Source organism: Kluyvera sp. 1366 (assembly GCF_054823405.1).
In genome coordinates, this window is record NZ_JBTRDW010000011.1 from 65,191 (window position 1) to 83,324 (window position 18,134).

The 18,134-nt window shown below is 54.9% G+C and carries 19 protein-coding genes; 11 read left to right on the forward strand and 8 right to left on the reverse strand.

Translation table 11 applies throughout. The annotated features are described in order from the left end of the window. Positions 1 to 76: 76 nt before the first annotated feature. The 5 genes from ACVLVH_RS21350 to ACVLVH_RS21370 are packed head-to-tail and all read right to left on the reverse strand — an operon-like array spanning position 77 to position 4,594. On the reverse strand, positions 77 to 1,069 hold the full coding sequence (locus ACVLVH_RS21350) for an ABC transporter ATP-binding protein (protein ID WP_498950024.1): 993 nt from the start codon (positions 1,067 to 1,069) through the stop codon (positions 77 to 79). A gap of 2 nt (positions 1,070 to 1,071) precedes the next feature. Further along, positions 1,072 to 1,857 carry an ABC transporter permease gene (locus tag ACVLVH_RS21355; protein ID WP_101763078.1) on the reverse strand — a complete coding sequence of 262 codons (786 nt, stop codon included), beginning with the start codon at positions 1,855 to 1,857 and terminating at the stop codon, positions 1,072 to 1,074. A gap of 10 nt (positions 1,858 to 1,867) precedes the next feature. After that, positions 1,868 to 2,713: an ABC transporter permease gene (locus ACVLVH_RS21360; RefSeq protein WP_101763077.1), complete on the reverse strand. Its 846-nt coding sequence runs from the start codon at positions 2,711 to 2,713 to the stop codon at positions 1,868 to 1,870. Then, positions 2,713 to 3,522, reverse strand: coding sequence for an alkaline phosphatase family protein (locus ACVLVH_RS21365; protein ID WP_192412697.1), 810 nt, complete (start codon positions 3,520 to 3,522; stop codon positions 2,713 to 2,715). Before ACVLVH_RS21365 ends, ACVLVH_RS21360 begins: the two co-directional genes overlap by 1 nt. Positions 3,523 to 3,532: 10 nt before the next feature. Beyond that, positions 3,533 to 4,594, reverse strand: coding sequence for an ABC transporter substrate-binding protein (locus tag ACVLVH_RS21370; RefSeq protein ID WP_101763075.1), 1,062 nt, complete (start codon positions 4,592 to 4,594; stop codon positions 3,533 to 3,535). Between the two features lie 224 nt (positions 4,595 to 4,818). Between ACVLVH_RS21370 and ACVLVH_RS21375 the strand changes: the two genes are divergently transcribed. The 4 genes from ACVLVH_RS21375 to ubiA all read left to right on the forward strand — a co-directional run bounded on the left by ACVLVH_RS21375 (position 4,819) and on the right by ubiA (position 7,489). Then, positions 4,819 to 5,517, forward strand: a complete 699-nt coding sequence (locus tag ACVLVH_RS21375) for a UTRA domain-containing protein (RefSeq protein ID WP_101763074.1) — start codon at positions 4,819 to 4,821, stop codon at positions 5,515 to 5,517. A 68-nt stretch (positions 5,518 to 5,585) separates the two neighbouring features. Then, positions 5,586 to 5,996: a phosphate-starvation-inducible protein PsiE gene (psiE, locus tag ACVLVH_RS21380; protein WP_061718383.1), complete on the forward strand. Its 411-nt coding sequence runs from the start codon at positions 5,586 to 5,588 to the stop codon at positions 5,994 to 5,996. A gap of 82 nt (positions 5,997 to 6,078) precedes the next feature. After that, on the forward strand, positions 6,079 to 6,597 hold the full coding sequence (gene ubiC / locus ACVLVH_RS21385; RefSeq protein WP_137384959.1) for a chorismate lyase: 519 nt from the start codon (positions 6,079 to 6,081) through the stop codon (positions 6,595 to 6,597). Between the two features lie 7 nt (positions 6,598 to 6,604). Next, a complete protein-coding gene (ubiA, locus tag ACVLVH_RS21390; RefSeq protein WP_110868146.1) occupies positions 6,605 to 7,489 on the forward strand; it encodes a 4-hydroxybenzoate octaprenyltransferase in 885 nt (294 codons plus the stop codon). Positions 7,490 to 7,537: 48 nt separating this feature from the next. Here the strand turns inward: ubiA and plsB are convergent, their stop codons facing one another. Further along, positions 7,538 to 9,961 carry a glycerol-3-phosphate 1-O-acyltransferase PlsB gene (gene plsB / locus ACVLVH_RS21395; protein WP_192412693.1) on the reverse strand — a complete coding sequence of 808 codons (2,424 nt, stop codon included), beginning with the start codon at positions 9,959 to 9,961 and terminating at the stop codon, positions 7,538 to 7,540. A 127-nt stretch (positions 9,962 to 10,088) separates the two neighbouring features. Between plsB and ACVLVH_RS21400 the strand changes: the two genes are divergently transcribed. The 4 genes from ACVLVH_RS21400 to ACVLVH_RS21415 all read left to right on the forward strand — a co-directional run bounded on the left by ACVLVH_RS21400 (position 10,089) and on the right by ACVLVH_RS21415 (position 13,013). Continuing rightward, the gene (locus ACVLVH_RS21400; RefSeq protein ID WP_192236009.1) at positions 10,089 to 10,457 is read left to right on the forward strand and encodes a diacylglycerol kinase; all 369 of its coding nucleotides are present in this window, start codon (positions 10,089 to 10,091) and stop codon (positions 10,455 to 10,457) included. A gap of 105 nt (positions 10,458 to 10,562) precedes the next feature. Next, a complete protein-coding gene (gene lexA / locus ACVLVH_RS21405) occupies positions 10,563 to 11,177 on the forward strand; it encodes a transcriptional repressor LexA (protein ID WP_008109941.1) in 615 nt (204 codons plus the stop codon). Positions 11,178 to 11,313: 136 nt separating this feature from the next. After that, positions 11,314 to 12,636, forward strand: a complete 1,323-nt coding sequence (gene dinF / locus ACVLVH_RS21410) for an MATE family efflux transporter DinF (protein ID WP_192412685.1) — start codon at positions 11,314 to 11,316, stop codon at positions 12,634 to 12,636. Between the two features lie 164 nt (positions 12,637 to 12,800). Then, on the forward strand, positions 12,801 to 13,013 hold the full coding sequence (locus ACVLVH_RS21415) for a CsbD family protein (RefSeq protein ID WP_110868149.1): 213 nt from the start codon (positions 12,801 to 12,803) through the stop codon (positions 13,011 to 13,013). A gap of 75 nt (positions 13,014 to 13,088) precedes the next feature. Here the strand turns inward: ACVLVH_RS21415 and zur are convergent, their stop codons facing one another. Beyond that, positions 13,089 to 13,607: a zinc uptake transcriptional repressor Zur gene (zur, locus tag ACVLVH_RS21420; RefSeq protein WP_498950025.1), complete on the reverse strand. Its 519-nt coding sequence runs from the start codon at positions 13,605 to 13,607 to the stop codon at positions 13,089 to 13,091. Positions 13,608 to 14,058: 451 nt separating this feature from the next. Between zur and ACVLVH_RS21425 the strand changes: the two genes are divergently transcribed. The 3 genes from ACVLVH_RS21425 (at position 14,059) to pspG (ending at position 16,905) form a co-directional block, all read left to right on the forward strand. After that, on the forward strand, positions 14,059 to 15,309 hold the full coding sequence (locus tag ACVLVH_RS21425; RefSeq protein WP_309836278.1) for a conjugal transfer protein TraF: 1,251 nt from the start codon (positions 14,059 to 14,061) through the stop codon (positions 15,307 to 15,309). 96 nt (positions 15,310 to 15,405) lie between these two features. Then, positions 15,406 to 16,404, forward strand: a complete 999-nt coding sequence (gene dusA / locus ACVLVH_RS21430) for a tRNA dihydrouridine(20/20a) synthase DusA (RefSeq protein ID WP_312462866.1) — start codon at positions 15,406 to 15,408, stop codon at positions 16,402 to 16,404. A 234-nt stretch (positions 16,405 to 16,638) separates the two neighbouring features. Continuing rightward, a complete protein-coding gene (gene pspG / locus ACVLVH_RS21435) occupies positions 16,639 to 16,905 on the forward strand; it encodes an envelope stress response protein PspG (protein ID WP_312462869.1) in 267 nt (88 codons plus the stop codon). A 195-nt stretch (positions 16,906 to 17,100) separates the two neighbouring features. Here pspG and ACVLVH_RS21440 read toward each other — a convergent pair whose 3' ends face one another. Beyond that, entirely contained in the window at positions 17,101 to 18,084 is a 984-nt protein-coding gene (locus tag ACVLVH_RS21440) for a quinone oxidoreductase (protein WP_217550064.1), read from the reverse strand. Positions 18,085 to 18,134: the final 50 nt, after the last annotated feature.

The following is an 18,134-nucleotide window of genomic DNA, read 5'->3' on the forward strand; positions in this document are numbered from 1 at the left end:
CACACCGATTGCCAGCCTGACGGTGAGCACAACCGGTAAAACCTTCGCCGCGTTGTGTCGCCTTTTTTCGTTTAAATTAAGCAACCTGGCGCAACGTCGACATCTCTAACTGTAGCCCAATCTGCATACCAGCGGGATGCAAATCTGCCACGCTGCGGTTGAGTACATCTATCGAGAGTTCCACGTTTTGCGCGCGCACCCGATAGCGAATCACGTTGCCAAGCAAGCTGTGGCTGAGGATGGTGGCGGGAATGCCCGCCTGCGGCGCACACAGCTGGATCGACTCCGGGCGAATCGCTACCTGGCCGCTAAACGCCTGTCCGGTCAGCTGCGTTGCCTGCTTGGCGCTCAGCAGGTTGTAGTTGCCGATAAACCCGGCGGCAAACAGATCGGCCGGTTGGGTATAGAGCATTTCCGCGTTGCCGTTCTGCACGATCTTTCCCCGATTCATCAGCACGATGCGATCGGACATGGTCAACGCCTCTTCCTGATCGTGGGTGACAAACAAGGTAGTGAGTTTCAGCTCGCGCTGAATATTGCGGATCTGTTCACGCAGATGGCGACGAATGCGCGCATCCAGCGCCGACAGCGGTTCATCCAGCAACAGCAAGCGTGGACGCGTCACCAGCGAACGCGCCAGCGCCACGCGCTGACACTGTCCGCCAGAGAGCTGATGCGGATAACGCCGCGCGAAGTCGGTGAGTTCCACCAGCGCCAGTACCTCCATCACGCGTTTCTGAATCTCGCTGCTCGCCAGTTTCTGCATCTTCAGGCCAAACGCCACGTTCTTCTCAACCGTCATGTTGGGGAACAGCGCGTAGCTCTGGAACACCATGCCGATGGTGCGCTTCTGCGGCGGCAGCGGCACGATATCCTGACCTTGCAGCAATACTTTGCCGCTATCCACTTCGGTTAACCCGGCGATACAGCGCAGCAGCGTCGATTTGCCGCAGCCGCTGGGACCGAGCAGCGTAACAAACTCGCCTTCTTCGGCACTGAAATCGATGTTTTCAAAAATGGTGGTCGGACCGTAGCTTTTGTTCAGCTGGGTGACGCTCAGATAACTCATGGTCAGCCTCGTTCAGGATTGAGGGCATTCGCCAGCCAGGTAACCAGCAGGACGACGGCAAAATAGGAGATCACCAGCGCGCTGGTGAAATGGCCGCTGCCGTTGCGCATGTTAAACAGATAAACCTGCAAGGTTTCATAACGGGTGCCGACCAACATATTGGCGAAGACAAACTCACCAATCAGGAAGGAGAAGGAGAGCAGCACCGCGATAAATACCCCTTTGCGCAGGTTCGGCAACACCACAAACAGCGCCGCCTGCCAGGTGCTGGCACCGAGCAGCTGCGCGGCATCAATCAGCTCTTTCAGGTTGATGGCCTGCATATTGTTGGAGATGGCGCGATAGATAAACGGCAAGGCGATGGTGAAGTAGCAGCCGATCAAAATCCACGGCGTGCCGGTCAGCATCAGCGGCGACGACGAATAGAGTTGCAGCAGCCCGACCGACGACACCACCGGCGGCACGGCGAAGGGCATCAGGATCAGCACGTTCATCACCGCATCCAGTTTCGGATAGTAGTAAGCGATTACAAACATGGCAGGCAGTACCAGCACCAGCGAGAACAGCAGCGCACCGCAGCAAACCAGCAGCGAATGGCCGAGTGCGGTCAGAAAACGCGCATCGCTCCACAGCGCGCTGAGCCACTTCAGCGTAAAGCCCTGCGGCAGGATGGTGTCGCTCCAGCTGGTGGAAATGCCGTACAGTAAAGTAGCCAGCAGCGGCGCGGCTAAAATGGCCAGCAGCAGCCAGACAATCAGGCGATGATAAAATTTTTCCGCGCGCGACACGTGTAGCTCCTCAGGAAGGTTTGGCGTTGAGATAGCTGCGGCGCACCAGATACTGCTGCACCACGGTAATCAGCGCCATAATCAGCACCAGCAACATCGCCAGCGCGCCGCCGGTGTTGGGATCAAGCGAGATATCGCCAGAGACCAGCGCGGCAATGCGTACCGGCACCACGTTAAAGTTGCCGGTAGTGAGCGCGTAAATGGTGGCGTAAGCGCCGAGCGCGTTCGCCAGCAAAATCACGAAAGTACCGAGCAGCGCCGGGAACAGAATCGGCAAACCGATGTGCCACCAATAGCGCCAGCGGCCTGCACCCAGCAGCGCGGCGGACTCTTGCCAATCCTGTCGCAAGCCATCAAACGCCGGATAGAGCAGCAAAATGCCGAGCGGGATTTGGAACCAGGTGTACACCAGCACCATGCCGTCACGCGAGAACAGTTTGAAGCCTTCCAGCACGCCGTAATGGCGCAGCAGCAGCGTCAGACAACCGTTCAGACCGAGCAGAATGACAAAGGCAAACGCCAGCGGTACACCGGCGAAGTTGCTGGTCATGTTGGTAAATGACATCAAAAAGCGTTGAAAGCGGCCGCTGCCGAGCTGATGCAGCGAATATCCGGCAACCAGTGAGATCAGCAGGCCGTAAATGCTCGACCAGATGGAGATGTCGAGCGACAGGCGAAACGCCTGCAAATAGAACGGCGAGGTGAGGATATCGCTGTAGTTGTCGAAGCCCCAACGCTCATTGATGTCGCTCCAGAAGCTGTTGATGGCAATCCACAGCAGCGGCGCGAGCTGGAATGCCACCCAGAACAGCGCAAACGGCAGCAGCAATAGCGCGGCGAGCGTTTTGCCTTTCATTACTGCGGCTCCGCCAGTAACGCGCGACATAGCGGTTTGTCATGTTCGACGCCGAGCAAGGTGCACACGATGCCACACAGTTCGGTCTGCTGCGGCTGGAGATCCGGCTGCAGCGAGAAACCTTTGCCAAACACGAACAGCGGCACCTGCGTCTCCTCTGGCAAAATGCCGCCGTGCGAGCGGTCATCGTTCATGCCGTGATCGGCGGTGACAATCACCTGATAACCAGCCGCCAGCCAGTCCGGCATCCACTGCGACAGATAACCATCGGCCATGCGCGCGCGGTTGCGATACTGCGGCGATGACAGGCTGTGCTTGTGTCCGGCATCGTCAATGTTCATCGGGTGGATCAGCAGGAAGTCGGGATCGTGCCGCAAACGCAGGCTTTCTGCGTCTTCAAACAGGTGGGAATCCGGATAACCGTCGTCCCAGTAAAAATGCCCATACTGAATCGGCAGATCGGGCGCGACCGTGTGGCGGTCGCGCGCCGCGTTGAACGGGGATTGATTGTAGAGCTCACTCACCCAGTGGTAGGCGGCCGCTGCAGTGGTGAGACCGGCGGCACGCGCGTAATGGAAGATGCTGCGCTGATTACTTAAGCGGCTGACGCCGTTATGAATAATGCCGCTGCGCACGGGTGGAATGCCGGTGAGAATGCATTCGTACAGCGGGCGCGACAGCGAAGGCAGTTCGCAAGTCAGCGTATAATATTGGCCGTTGCCCTGCGCGCATTCAGCAAACAGATAGCCCATTGCGTGCTGCGCTACCTGATTACTCAGCCCATCCAACACCACCAGGATCGTTTTCATCCCTCGCTCCTTACTGCTTCATATTAATGATGACGTTCTCTTGCCACAGACGCGGCAGCATTTTCGAGGTTTTATCCCACGCGGCCTGGTCTTTGATTGGACGGGCATTCTTATACTCAGACTGCGGCAGCAGCTTGGCCTGCACGTCGGCGGGCAGAGTTAAATGCTCGGCACGAATCGGGCGCGCATAGCCTTTCGCCAGGTTGATCTGGCCTTCATCAGACAAGATGTATTCACGCGCCAGCTTGGCGGCGTTCGGATGTTTGGCGTATTTATTGATGATGGTGCTGTAGCCAGAAGTGACGGAACCGTCGGAAGGGATCACCACTTCGTAGCGGTTTTTGTCGATCTGATCGCGGTAGTTCAGACCGTTAAAGTCCCACACCACCGCCACCTGAATTTCGCCTTTTTCAATGTTGGCAATCACCGGATCGGTCACGCCAAGACGGCCTTCTTTCGCCAGATCGCCGAAGAAGCTCAACGCCGGTTTCACATTCTTCTCGTCACCGCCTAATGCATAGCTGGCCGCCAACACGCCGTTCGCTGCCTGAGCCGCAGTGCCGACGTCACCGATAGTGACCACATACTTACCTTTCTTCAGATCGGCCCAGCTGTGCGGCACATCTTTGACCTGCTGCTTATCCACCAGGAACGCGATGGTGCCGGTATACGCCAGCATCCAGTTGCCATCCTGATCTTTTGCCCAGCTCGGGATTTGCTCCCAATGCGTTGGCTTATACGGTTGCGCCACGCCTTTAGCGACGGCAATCGGACCGAAAGCAGCGCCCACATCACCGATATCGGCGCTGGCGTTCTCTTTCTCTGCAGCAAATTTTGCCAGTTCCTGCGCCGAGGACATGTCGGTGTCGCTGTGCTTCAGGCCATATTTGCTGTTGAGGTCACTCCAGGTATCTTTCCAGTTGGCCCAGCTATCTGGCATGCCGACGCTGTTGACCTGACCTTCGGCGCGCGCGGCTTTTTCTAACGCGGCGAGGTCATTATCTGCGGCTTGCGCGGCGGGCAGCGCAAGCAGTACGGCACTGGCTACTACAGAGGCGATAAACGCTTTCATCTCGATTGCTCCCGGTATATGTTGTGGGACTTCTTGGTCTAGTCCAGCAAGAACCGAGCCAATGTAGCCCGAATAGATGAAGGTTTTATGACCATGGTGGTGAAACGGGGTGTGGCGCGACGATCCACATGCGGTTACAGCGCGCTAAAGCGTGGGTTGTTCTCTGTCACATTGTAGTCATCGAACTGTCATAGTGCAGATTTGCCCCAAAATGAGGCTGAAAAATGATGTCGAAAACGGCGGATGTGATTGCAGCAGGGCTGCGGGAACGCATTGAAAGCGGTGAATTTGCCGGTGGTCGTTTGCCCGCCGAGCGTAGCTTAAGCGAACACTATTCCACCACGCGCATTACGCTGCGTGAGGCGCTGGGCTTGCTGGAAGCGCAAGGCATTATCTATCGTGAACTGCGTCGTGGCTGGTTTCTCGCACCGCCGCGGCTAGTCTACAACCCCTCTCATCATAGCCATTTTCACGCCATGGCCGCTGAGCAAGGCCGTATTGCCAGCACTGAAGTGCTGGAGGCGCGCGAAGTGCCAGCGCAATTAGCCATCGCGCGTCATCTGCAACTGCTGGAGGGCGATCGGGTTTACCGCATTCGCCGTTTGCGCCGTATTGATGGTCGCGCCGTGTTGTATGTCGAGCATTACCTCAATCCCGCCTTCTTTCCGGGATTGCTGGATGAAGACCTGACGCGTTCACTCACCGATCTGTATGACCAGCGCTATGGCATTCGCTACGGCGGCGCGCGTTTTACCATTTTGCCGGGACCGCTGCCGGTGCGCGCTGCGCCTGCGCTCAACGTGGCGAGCGGCACGCCCGGATTGTTGATTACCCGCATCAATCGCGATCAGCACAAGCGCGTGATTGATTGCGACTGCGAGTTCTGGCGCTATGACGCGCTGTGTGTGGATGTCGAAGTATAAATATTGTGATTTTGATCACACTACAGCATGATAGCGCCAGTGAGTAATTGAGAGCGTGAGGCGCAAAAATGACAATAAAAACAGGGGTTGGGCAGTACATCTCTTTAGCATTGCAGTGGGTGCTGAATATTGGTCTGATCATTCTGGCCATTATTCTGGTGGTGTTCCTCGGTAAAGAAACCATTCATCTGGCCAACGTGCTGTTGAGCACCGGCGAGCAGACGTCTTCCTATCTGCTGATTGAAGGCATCGTTATCTATTTCCTCTACTTCGAATTTATCGCCTTGATTGTGAAGTACTTTCAGTCTGGCTATCACTTCCCGCTGCGCTACTTCATCTATATCGGCATCACGGCGATTATCCGCTTGATCATCGTCGACCATAAAAATCCGTTCGATACGCTCTACTACTCGGCGGCGATTTTGATTCTGGTGGTGACGCTGTGGCTAGCGAACAGTAACCGCCTGAAACGCGAGTAATAATATCGCGTGGCACAACGAGCCGTGCCACGCATTCTCCTCTGCGCTAAACTAGGGCAACTTTTTTCCCGGAGATGTCCTGATGTCGCATGACGCGCTGCGCCAGTTACGCGCACTGCACTGGCTGCCAGCCTCTTCACCGCAGCTTTCTGCCCCGCTACTTGACTGGTTAATGGAAGAAGACTCCATGACGCGTCGCTTCGAGCAGCATTGCCAGCAAGTGACCGTAAAACTGATCCGCGAAGCGTTTATTGGCGCTGAAGAGATCTCGGAGGAAGCGGAATTTTTGCCCGCCGATCCGCGCTTCTGGTTACGTGAAATTGTGCTGTGCGGTGATGGCGAACCCTGGCTGATTGGCCGCACCGTGGTGCCAGAAAGCACGCTGAACGGCCCCGAGCAGATGCTGCAACAGCTCGGTACGCGCCCGCTTGGCCGCTATCTGTTCTCTTCATCTACCCTGAGCCGCGATTTTATCGATCCCGGTCAGGTTGGCGATTTATGGGGACGCCGTTCCCGCCTGCGTTTGTCGGGCAAGCCGCTGCTGTTAACTGAACTATTTTTACCGGCGTCGCCGCTCTATCGCGCGCTGGATCAAGGATAAAACCACTGTGCAAAACACCTTACCCATGACCAAATGGCAGGCTTACTGCCGCCTGATGCGTATCGATAAACCCATCGGCACTGTGTTACTGCTGTGGCCAACTCTGTGGGCACTGTGGCTCTCCGGCATGGCGATTCCACCGCTGCCGGTGCTGCTGGTGTTTGTGCTCGGCGTTATCGTGATGCGTGCTGCCGGCTGCGTGATCAACGATTACGCAGACCGCAAAATCGATGGTCACGTCAAGCGCACGGCGTCACGTCCGCTGGCCAGCGGCGCGGTATCCGGGAAAGAGGCGAAGTTGCTGTTTGCCGGTCTCGGTTTGCTGGCGTTTATGCTGGTGTTGACCATGAACACCATGACTATTTTGCTGTCGTTTGGCGGCCTGGCGCTGGCGTGGGTTTATCCGTTTATGAAGCGCTACACGCATCTGCCGCAGGTGGTGCTCGGCGCAGCGTTTGGCTGGGCGATTCCCATGGGATGGGCGGCAGTTAGTGAGTCCTTACCTTTGGTCTGCTGGCTGGTTTTCCTGGCGAATATCTGCTGGACGGTGGCCTATGACACGCAGTACGCGATGGTCGATCGCGATGACGACTTGAAGATCGGCGTAAAATCAACGGCGATTCTGTTTGGTCGTTACGACAAACTGATTATCGGTTTACTGCAGCTGGCAACGCTCGGTTTAATGGCGCTGGTGGGCATGATGCTTCATCTGAATGGGGCGTTTTACTGGTCGCTGCTGCTGGCTGCGGGCTTGTTCGTGCATCAGCAGAAGTTAATTGCCCAGCGCGAGCGCGATCCCTGCTTCCAGGCGTTTCTGAATAACAACTATGTGGGCATGGTGCTGTTTCTCGGCATTCTGCTCAGCACCGTGCCGTTCGCGGATTTGTTATAAACAAAAAAGGCGCACTGAAGTGCGCCTTTTTATTAGCTTGTCGCCGCGTTAATCGTGGGTGACCGCGCTTTCAATCGTCAGACGCACGTCGCTGGTCACCAGTTCCGCCAGCATCTGCCACATCATATGACTGCGTTCGGCATCGGCATCACCTTTGTCACTGATATATCCTTCATCACGCAGCGTGAGTACCAGCGCAGTAAACACTGCTTTATCAAAGAACTCTGGTGCGTTGATACCGTGCAGCACAGACAGGCGCTGAGCCAGCGTGCGGCTCTCTTTCTCCAGCGTGCCACGGTTGATAGCCGGTTTCGCGCTGAGGATAGCGAAGGTAATCGCGAAGCGCTGCAGCGTCTCACGAATACCCGCCGCCAGCAGTTGCAGCGAACGGTGACGTGCCGGCGTCATTCTTAGTTGACCATCCTGCAAGGTGATCAGGCCCTGACGCGCCATCTCTGCACCGAGTGCGTTAAGTAGCGCAGGCAACTCCGCCTTGTCCCAGCGCAAGAACAACTCGCTCTTTAGCATCGGATATACCAGGCTAACCTGACGCAGCAGCTCTGCTTCGCTGATTTCACGATGTTGCTGGACGATGGCGGCAATCAACGATGGCATCACCAACATGTGATGAATGTTGTTGCGATAGTAAGTCATCAGCACCGCCTGCTCGCGCGGCAGGATGATGATGTCGCCAATGCTGTCTTGCTCGGTCTCGAACTTGTTCATGCCCATGGCGTGATCAAGCAGCGCTTCGGCGCTCATGTCAGGCACCGTAGCTTCCGGCGAGTACGGCACATTGCGCAGCAGTTGGGTGTAGCACTCTAACTGCTCAATCAGCTGTTCGCGGGTCAGTGAACGCTGACGTGACGCCAGCAGTGCGGTGACGCACAGGTTCATGGCATTAGCTGCACCGGCTTCGTTGATGCGCACCATCAGCTTCGCCGCAATGTCATTCACGGCGGGCGTCATCCAGGCAGGGCGTTGCGGTTCGATAGGATCAATCGCATCACGCCATTCGGGCACGTTTTTGTTCAGATAGTTCATCAACGGCAGGGGTTCACCGAAGTTAACGTAGCCCTGTCCCAGATTGCGCAGCTTACGTAAACCGCGCACCATCTGCAGGAAGCTCTCTTTCTCTTTGGCCGCACCCCGCAGCTCTTTGGCGTAGGTGCCCACTTCCATCACATGCTCGTAGCCAATGTAAATCGGCACGAAGGTGATTGGACGACTGCCGCCGCGCAGCATCGCCTGCAGCGTCATCGATAGGGTGCCGGTTTTTGGATCCAGCAAACGACCGGTACGCGAACGTCCGCCCTCCACAAAGTATTCAACGGAGTAACCCCGGCTAAACAGCTCGCCAAGATATTCACGGAACACGGTGGAATAGAGTTTGTTGCCCTTAAAGGTACGACGAATAAAGAAGGCGCCCAGACGACGGAAAATCGGGCCGGCTGGCCAGAAGTTCAGGTTAATACCGGCAGCAATATGCGGCGGCACCAGGCCTTGATGATAAAGCACGTAGGAGAGCAGCAGGTAATCCATGTGGCTGCGGTGGCAGGGCACATAGACAATCTCATGACCATCCTGCGCCAGCTGACGCACGCGCTCACCGCCATGCACGTTGATGCCCTGATACAGGCGGCTCCACAGCCAGCCCATCACGCGGTCAGTGACTTTAATCGCTTCATAAGAAAAGTCCGCCGCCACTTCTTCCATCATTTCGATGGCGTTCTGCTGGGCTTTCTCATGCGAAATCTTTTTGCTGCGCGCTTCATCTTCTACTGCTTTTTCGATCGCTTTGGATTGTAACAGCTTGTTGAAGAGATCCTGACGTGCAGGCAGACGCGGGCCGACCGCGGCCAGACGTTGGCGGGCAAAATGAATGCGCGCCACGCGAGCCAGCTTTTGGGCAATCGACTTATCGGTGCCGTGCTCGGTCGCCATCTGGCGCAACGAAACGGTTTGCGAGAAGCGAACAAAGCTGTCGCGGCCGTGCCACAAAATGGCGAAGAACTTCTGCACGCCATTGAGCACGCGCAGATGCGGCGTGGATTCACCGGAGGTTTCACGTCCCGGCGCACGACCAAACATCACCGCGACCGGCAGCATTTGCACATCGAGTTGCGGGTTGCTGCGGTGCAAATCCAGATAATCGTGGAACAGCTTTACCGATTCGGGATTGGCCACGAAATAGGGAATTACGCGTGGGCCATCGTGAATAAACACGTGGCGCGGCAGCAGGGTGCCATCGATCTCCAGCGGAGCCAGCGGATCGGGCAGATCATGTTTCAGGCATTGAGCACGCAGTGTGAGCAGGTCAGCCTTTGAATCATAAGGCAAAACATACATCACCGGACGTGTCGGATCGATCCCATGTTCAGAGATAGGATCGGTCGGAATGACCTTACTTTTTACCAAAATAGAGAGTGGTAAATTCAATAATTTGTAATAGAGTTTACGCCAACCTGACATAGACAACTTTAAGCCTCTTGTTAGCAAAGCGCGGCAAGCATACCAGAAAGCGCAGCGAAGGTCTGTGGCTCTGCCGCCTCATACTGCCCACACATTGACGTCAAAATAGTTCAAGGGTTCCATAGACATGGCAAATAACGTCACCGGTTTAGTAAGAATAGTGAAAGCCGCCGGTTATTCCTGGCAGGGCCTGCGTGCCGCATGGCAGCACGAAGCCGCTTTTCGGCAGGAAGCCATTGCCGCGCTGGTGGCCATTCTCGTGGCTTGCTGGCTGGATGTAGATACCCTTTCCCGCATCCTGATGATTGGCTCGGTAGTGCTGGTTATCATCGTTGAGATCCTTAATAGTGCTATCGAAGCGGTGGTCGACCGCATCGGGCAGGAGCAACATCCGCTCGCGGGCCGCGCCAAAGATATGGGATCGGCTGCCGTATTGCTGACTATCTTACTGGCTCTGTTCGTCTGGAGCGCGCTGCTCTGGACGCATTTGAGATAGGGATTCCAGATTCATCAAACCGCTGATTTTTCCCTCTGTTACGGTTTTCATTTCGCGAATACCTGTATATACTCACAGCGACTGTATAAACAACCAGGGGGCGGGATGAAAGCGTTAACTGCACGGCAGCAACAGGTCTATGACCTGATTCGCGACCATATTAACCAGACGGGCATGCCGCCAACGCGTGCGGAAATTGCTGCGCAACTGGGTTTCCGCTCGCCCAATGCTGCCGAAGAGCATCTGAAAGCGCTGGCGCGTAAAGGCGTAATTGAAATTGTTTCCGGCGCATCGCGCGGAATTCGTTTGCTGATGGAAGAAGAACCGAGCGAAGGGCTGCCGCTGATTGGCCGCGTCGCTGCCGGTGAACCTTTGCTGGCTCAAGAACACATCGAAGCCCACTATCAGGTGGATGCTAACCTCTTTAAACCGAGCGCCGATTTCCTGCTGCGCGTGAGCGGTATGTCGATGAAAGACATCGGCATTATGGATGGCGATCTGTTAGCGGTACACAAAACGCAGGAAGTGCGTAACGGCCAGGTTGTCGTGGCGCGCATTGATGATGAAGTCACAGTGAAACGCTGGAAAAAGCAGGGTGCGATTGTCCATCTGCTACCTGAAAACACCGATTTTCAGCCGATTGTCGTGGATACCCGTGAGCAGTCGCTAACCGTTGAAGGTTTAGCTGTCGGGATTGTGCGCAACGGCGAGTGGCTCTGATCAGTTTCTGATCCACTTTAACTGCGGCGGTGCGTGTTTGCGCTGACCGCAGTCTGCTGTTTTACTTCTCTGTGACTCTTTCTGCGGCTCATTCTGGCGCCATTACGCTGATTACCGCACACAACGGAATGGGCTAATGCAGCTGTTTTCCTCCTCAGATAAAACGCTCTGGCGGCTAGCGCTGCCGATGATCCTGTCAAATATCACCGTCCCATTACTGGGTGTGGTGGATACCGCCGTTATTGGTCATCTCGATAGCCCAATCTACCTCGGTGGCGTCGCCGTGGGCACAACCGCCACCAGCTTCATCTTTATGCTCCTGCTGTTCCTGCGCATGAGCACCACCGGACTCACCGCTCAGGCATTTGGCGCCAATGACAAAACGGCGCTGGCGCGCGCCTTAATACAACCGCTACTGATTGCGCTGGTTTTTGGTGCGCTGTTTATGGTGCTGCGAACGCCGGTCAGCAGCCTGGCGGCAGCTTTAATGGGTGGCAGCCCGGAAGTGCAGCAACAGGCGAAAATATTTATTGAGATTCGCTGGCTAAGTGCGCCCGCAACCTTGACCAATTTGGTGATTCTTGGCTGGCTGCTGGGCGTGCAGTACGCGCGGGCACCGATGGTGCTGCTAATCATCGGCAACCTGGTGAATATCCTGCTGGATCTGCTGTTCGTGCTCAAACTGCATTGGGGTGTCGCCGGAGCGGCGGCGGCTACCGCGCTGGCAGAATATGTCACGCTGGGCGTGGGTTTGTGGATGGTGGCGCGGGTGCTGAAGATGCGCGGTATCCACTTTGCTTTACTCAAAAGCAGCTGGCGCGGCGATGCGGCGCGGCTATTCCGCCTCAATCGCGACATTATGCTGCGTTCTTTGATGCTGCAAATCTGCTTCGCGTCGCTCACCATCCTTGGCGCACGCATTGGGCCGGATGTAGTGGCAGTCAACGCGGTGCTGCTGATGTTCCTCACTTTCACCGCATACGCGCTGGATGGATTTGCCTACGCGGTTGAAGCCTGTTCGGGTGAAGCGGTTGGGGCCAAAGATCGCAGCCGACTATTGCTGATTTGGCATGCGGCTTGTCGCCAGGCATGCTTCGTCGCCGCGATCTTTGCGCTGATTTATGCATTCACCGGTCCGGAGATTGTGGCGATGCTGACGTCACTGGAAGCGCTACGAGAGATGGCCGACCGCTATCTGATTTGGCAAGTGATTCTGCCGCTGGTTGGCGTCTGGTGCTATCTGCTGGACGGCATGTTTATCGGCGCGACGCGCGGGCGTGAGATGCGCAACAGCATGGTGATGGCGGCGATCGGCTACGGCGTATCGCTGCTCACGCTGCCGTGGCTCGGTAATCACGGTTTATGGCTGGCGGTGACGGTATTCCTCGCGTTACGCGGACTGACGCTGTGGCTCATTTGGCGTGGTCACTGGCGGCGCGATAGCTGGTTTAACGCCTGAATAAGCGAAGCGTAACCTACAGATTAATCTGTATTTCTCTGCAAACTGCGAAGCGGCTACTACAATTACCTCATACGGCGCATATGAGTAGCGCGTTGTCTGGGTATATCGCCAGCTAAGCAGGCAATATATCTATCTCACTCAGGATGTAGTGGAGGAATATTATGAACAAAGACGAAGCGAGCGGAAACTGGAAGCAGTTCAAAGGCAAGTTTAAAGAGAAGTGGGGCAAGCTGACCGATGACGACTTCACTGTGATCGAAGGTAAACGCGATCAGCTGGTTGGTAAAATCCAGGAACGCTACGGTTATGGTAAAGACCAGGCCGAGAAAGAAGTTAAAGACTGGGAAACAACCAACAAAGATTACCGCTGGTAATCTCACTTCACGGATGATGCTCCTACCCGCCAATCATTTAGCGTAGTGATTGGCCCGGCACAAGGATGTGCCTCCCTATTTTCTTATCCGCTTTTTACCCTCGGCCTGATGGTCATGCTCGCAGCTTTCGTGGTGCGTACAAGCCGCCACTTCTGCGCAATTTTCGCACAGGCCATGTGCCTCAATTACGGTATGTCGCAGAGAAAATCCCGCCTGATCCGCTAATGCAGCGATGGTTTTTTCCACGCCATGAGCATGTTTTTCGCTTACTGCCGCACAACCGTCACACACCAACATCACCGAAGTATGTGCTGGCTCATCAAAATGATGGCAAACCACGTAACTATTATTTGACTCTACGCGATGAATAAATCCCTGTTCCAGCAGGAAATCCAGCGCGCGATAGATGGTGGGCGGTTTTGCTTGCGGTTCACTGACACGCAGTTGATCCAGCAAATCGTAAGCGCTTATCGAACCATTCTGCTCTGCCATTAAGCGCAACACTTCGGCGCGTTGAGTGGTCAGGCGCACGCCGCGATCAAGGCAAAGTGATTCAGCCTGGGTAAGAAGTTGTTCTGGCGTGAGGTTTGACATAAGCATTCTCCGGGTTGCAGGTGATGTTATTTTATCACACAAAATTTAACGCTGCTGTGATTGCTTATTGTCCTTAAAATCCCTAAGAAAATTCTCCTCAATCAATAGATTACCATCGCCATTTTCCCGTCAATATTGCTGCAACCCTTATGTCTGTAAAATGCGTCCGACCAGGCAGCGCAACGCCTGCACGGATTTTGCTTTGCAACTCACCGGGTTAGCGGCTATGGTTCAAAAGGTCTTAAGTAATTTCTGGTATCAATTAACCCACTGTTAATTTTTCTGCATAAAAACACAGCGGAATGGCGTGGAAGCGTCCAATTCTGCGAATAGCAGTGCTATTTCCTTTTAATTCACAGCAATGAAGCGTTAGCCAGGGTTCAGAATAGCGGCTAACTAAACTTTCAGTCGGTGAGTGATTCAGCGACATTTCAAAGGTGATGGCAGGCTCATGGCGAAGACATTATTCAGGCACAAAAAAGTAGCTTATCTTGTTGGTTTGAATGCAGTATTTCTCTCTTCCTCAGTTCTGGCAGCAGGTACATGGTACGACGCGCGTAACGACGCAATGGGCGGTACCGGCGTAGCCTCTTCCACCTGGAGTTCAGCGGTGCTGGCTAACCCAGCATTGATGACCAAGGCGCAGCCTGAAGATAACGTCAGCATCATTCTGCCATCAGCCGGCGCACAGGTTACCGACAAAGACAAATTGATCGATCGCGTTGACGACATTACCGATACCGTTGATCGTTATCAGGACGTGATCGATGACCTAACCTTTCAGGATTACCTCAATGGTTACCCGCAGCTGAAGGCTGCCGCGGGCGATATGGCTAACCAACTCAGCGATCTGCGTGGCAATAAAGCTCACGCAACAGCCGGCGTGGCCGTGGCCGTCACCGTTCCGAATGAAACCTTACCTTTTGCCTTTATCACCAAGGCTTACGGCACTGCGATTGTGCGCGCCAACGTGGCAGATAGCGATATTGCCTACCTGCGCGCGGTTGCCAATGGCACGAGAGTGCCTGTGCCGGGTGATGAAAATAACTTACGCTCCAGCGCCAATGGCCTGGCGGCATTAGTCACCGATTATGGTGTGTCAGTCGCGCATGAGTTCTCGATTGCCGGCCATCCGGTTTCTGTCGGCGTGACGCCAAAGCTGCAGAAAACCTGGCTGTATAACTACACCGCGAGTATCTACAACTACGACAAGAGCGACATCAACAGCAGCCGCTACCGCAGCAGCGATACCGGTTTCAACATGGATGCGGGTGTCGCAACAGATTTCGGTGAGAACTGGACCTTTGGCGTGACCGGACAAAACCTGATCTCGCGCGATCTCGATACTAAAGAGGTGAACGGTTACCGCGATACTTATCAAATTCGTCCGTTGGTCACTACAGGGCTTTCCTGGAATAACGGGCCGTTTACGCTGGCGGGGGATGTTGATCTGACTGAAACCAAGCGCTTCAAGTCGGAAGACACCAGCCAATATGCTGGCGTAGGTGCGGAATATCGTGTGCTGGATTGGCTGGCGCTGCGTGCCGGCTATCGCGCCGATCTGAAGTCGACCGATACTGACGTGTTCACCGCCGGTTTGGGTGTGTCACCGTTCAACAATGCTGTCCATCTGGACCTGGCCGGTTCTGTAGGTAAAGACAACACCGTAGGTGCCATGCTGCAGCTCGGATTCAACTTCTGATTACCCGTCTGATAACGGGCGGCTGTGCCGCCCGTTTTGCTGTGATATGATTGCGCAGTTTCTCATCACTTACTTACTGCGGATTTACTGCGTTTCATGACCGATACTTTCTCCTCGCAACGTTTTTCCATCGCCCCAATGCTCGACTGGACCGATCGTCACTGTCGTTATTTTCACCGTAAGCTGAGCGGTGACACGCTGCTGTATACCGAAATGGTGACGACCGGCGCGATCATTCACGGTAAAGGTGACTATCTGGCCTACAGCGAGGAAGAGCATCCACTTGCGCTGCAGCTGGGTGGCAGCGATCCCGCCGCCCTGGCGCAGTGCGCTAAGCTGGCAGAAGAGCGTGGCTACGATGAGATCAACCTCAACGTGGGTTGTCCATCCGATCGCGTCCAGAACGGACGTTTTGGCGCCTGCCTGATGGGCGATGCGGCGCTGGTTGCCGACTGCATTAAAGCGATGCGTGATGTGGTGAGCATTCCGGTGACGGTTAAAACCCGCATCGGTATTGATGAGCAGGACAGCTACGAATTCCTGTGTGATTTTATTGGCACCGTGGCGCAACAGGGCGGCTGCGATACCTTTATTATCCACGCGCGCAAAGCGTGGCTGTCGGGTTTAAGCCCGAAAGAGAATCGCGAGATTCCGCCGCTCGATTATCCCCGCGTTTACCAGCTGAAGCGCGATTTTCCGGCGCTGACCATGGCGATTAATGGCGGCATCAAAACGCTGGAAGAGGCCAAACTGCATCTGCAGCATATGGATGGCGTGATGATGGGGCGCGAAGCCTATCAGAATCCGGGCATTCTGGCGCAGGTTGACCGCGAGCTGTTTGGTCGCGATATGCCGCGCGTCGATCCGGTAGCGGTGGTGCGCTCGATGTATCCTTACATTGAAGCTGAACTATCCAAAGGTATATACCTCGGCCATGTGACGCGCCATATGCTTGGCCTGTTCCAGGGCATTCCGGGTGCGCGCCAGTGGCGTCGCTATTTAAGTGAAAACGCCCACAAACCCGGCGCCGATGTGCGCGTGCTGGAAGCGGCGTTAGCGCTGGTAGCGGATAAGATCCCACAAGAAGTGATGTAATCACTGTTTAGCATGCCGGAACCTTCCGGTTTGATACGGTGCGCCTTCATGCGCACCGTAAAGCCAGTACCATAATTTTATAGATGGTTATTTCTACGCCGAGAATTAGTTTTTTTCATCACCTCATTATTTCTTCATTCAACTCTTGTCCATTGCTTTCAAGCAGTTAGCTATTTTTATAACCTGGCACGTATCTTGTAATGTTCCTGATGTTACTTACACAGGAGAGCCTTCGTGGAAATTCTATTTGTTATCGGCTTTTTTCTGATGCTGCTGTTCACCGGCGTTTCGTTGCTGGGCGTTATTGCAGCATTAGTGGTGGCGACCGCTTTGATGTTCTTTGGCGGATTGCTGGCAATTGTTATTAAAGTGTTGCCATGGCTGGTATTGGCGGTTGTCGCTGTCTGGCTTTATCAGGCATTTACCACGCCTGCAGGTGAGGCAAAGATGCGCAGGCTGAAAAGAAAAATCAGCGACTTAGATAGAAGGGACTGGCGCTAATTGCGGTGACGATCACAGACTCGGATATTGCTTAGCATTATTCCGCATTTAAACATATTTTTTACTTATGTTTTCTGTCAGGATGATTGGCGTTGTTTCAAACGAATTCATCGCCGCTGTCCCTACACCAGCGCGAACTATAAAAAGAAAGAAAAAAAGGGGCTTCCTACGGGAAGCCCCGTTTGCATTTAGCGATCAGGGAATCAGCAGGCTGGAACCCTGAGTCGCGCGACTCTCCAGCACCTGATGCGCGCGCACCGCGTCACTCAAGGCAAATTTCTGCTGCTCGGGCACGTTAAGCTGAATCGCGCGGCTGGCGATCAGTGAGAACAACTCATTGCTGGCGGCATCCAGTTCTTCACGGTTGGTGATGTAACCGAACAGCGAAGGTCGGGTGACGAACAGCGAGCCTTTCTTGTTGAGAATGCCGAGATCAACGCCGGTAACCGGACCCGACGCATTACCAAAGCTGACCATTAACCCGTGGCGACGCAGGCTATCCAGCGATGGTTCCCAGGTATCTTTCCCCACTGAGTCATACACCACGGCCACTTTCTCGCCATGGGTCAACTCGCTGACGCGCTTCGCGATATTCTCTTCACGATAGTTAATTGTCGCCCAGGCACCGGCATCTTTAGCTATCTTCGCTTTCTCTGCGGAACCCACCGTGCCAATCAGATGTGCGCCGAGCGCTTTGGCCCATTGGCAGGCGATCAATCCCACGCCACCCGCAGCGGCGTGGAACAGGAAGATTTCATCAGCTTTCACTTTATAGGTTTGGCGCAGCAGATACTGCACGGTTAAACCTTTGAGGAAAGAGGCCGCGCCTTGCTCAAAGGAGATGCTGTCCGGCAGGATCACCAGACGATCTTCCGCCACATTGTGCACTTCGCTGTAGGCGCCCAGCGCGGCCTGGCAATAGACCACGCGATCGCCCGCCTTAAACCGCGTCACCGCCGATCCGACGCGCTTCACCACGCCGGCTGCTTCGGTACCCAGGCCGGAAGGGAAGCTGCTTTGCGGATACAAGCCGCTACGCACGTAGGTATCAATGTAGTTAATGCCAATTGCCTTGTTTTCCACCTGCACTTCATGTTCGGCGGGATCGGCCAGTTCGAAATCGACCCATTGCAGTACATCTGGGCCGCCGTGTTGGTTGAACTGAATACGCTTTGCCATTCTGACTCCTGTGATTGTTCATCCTGGGACGGTATACTTGCGCGTCCCTT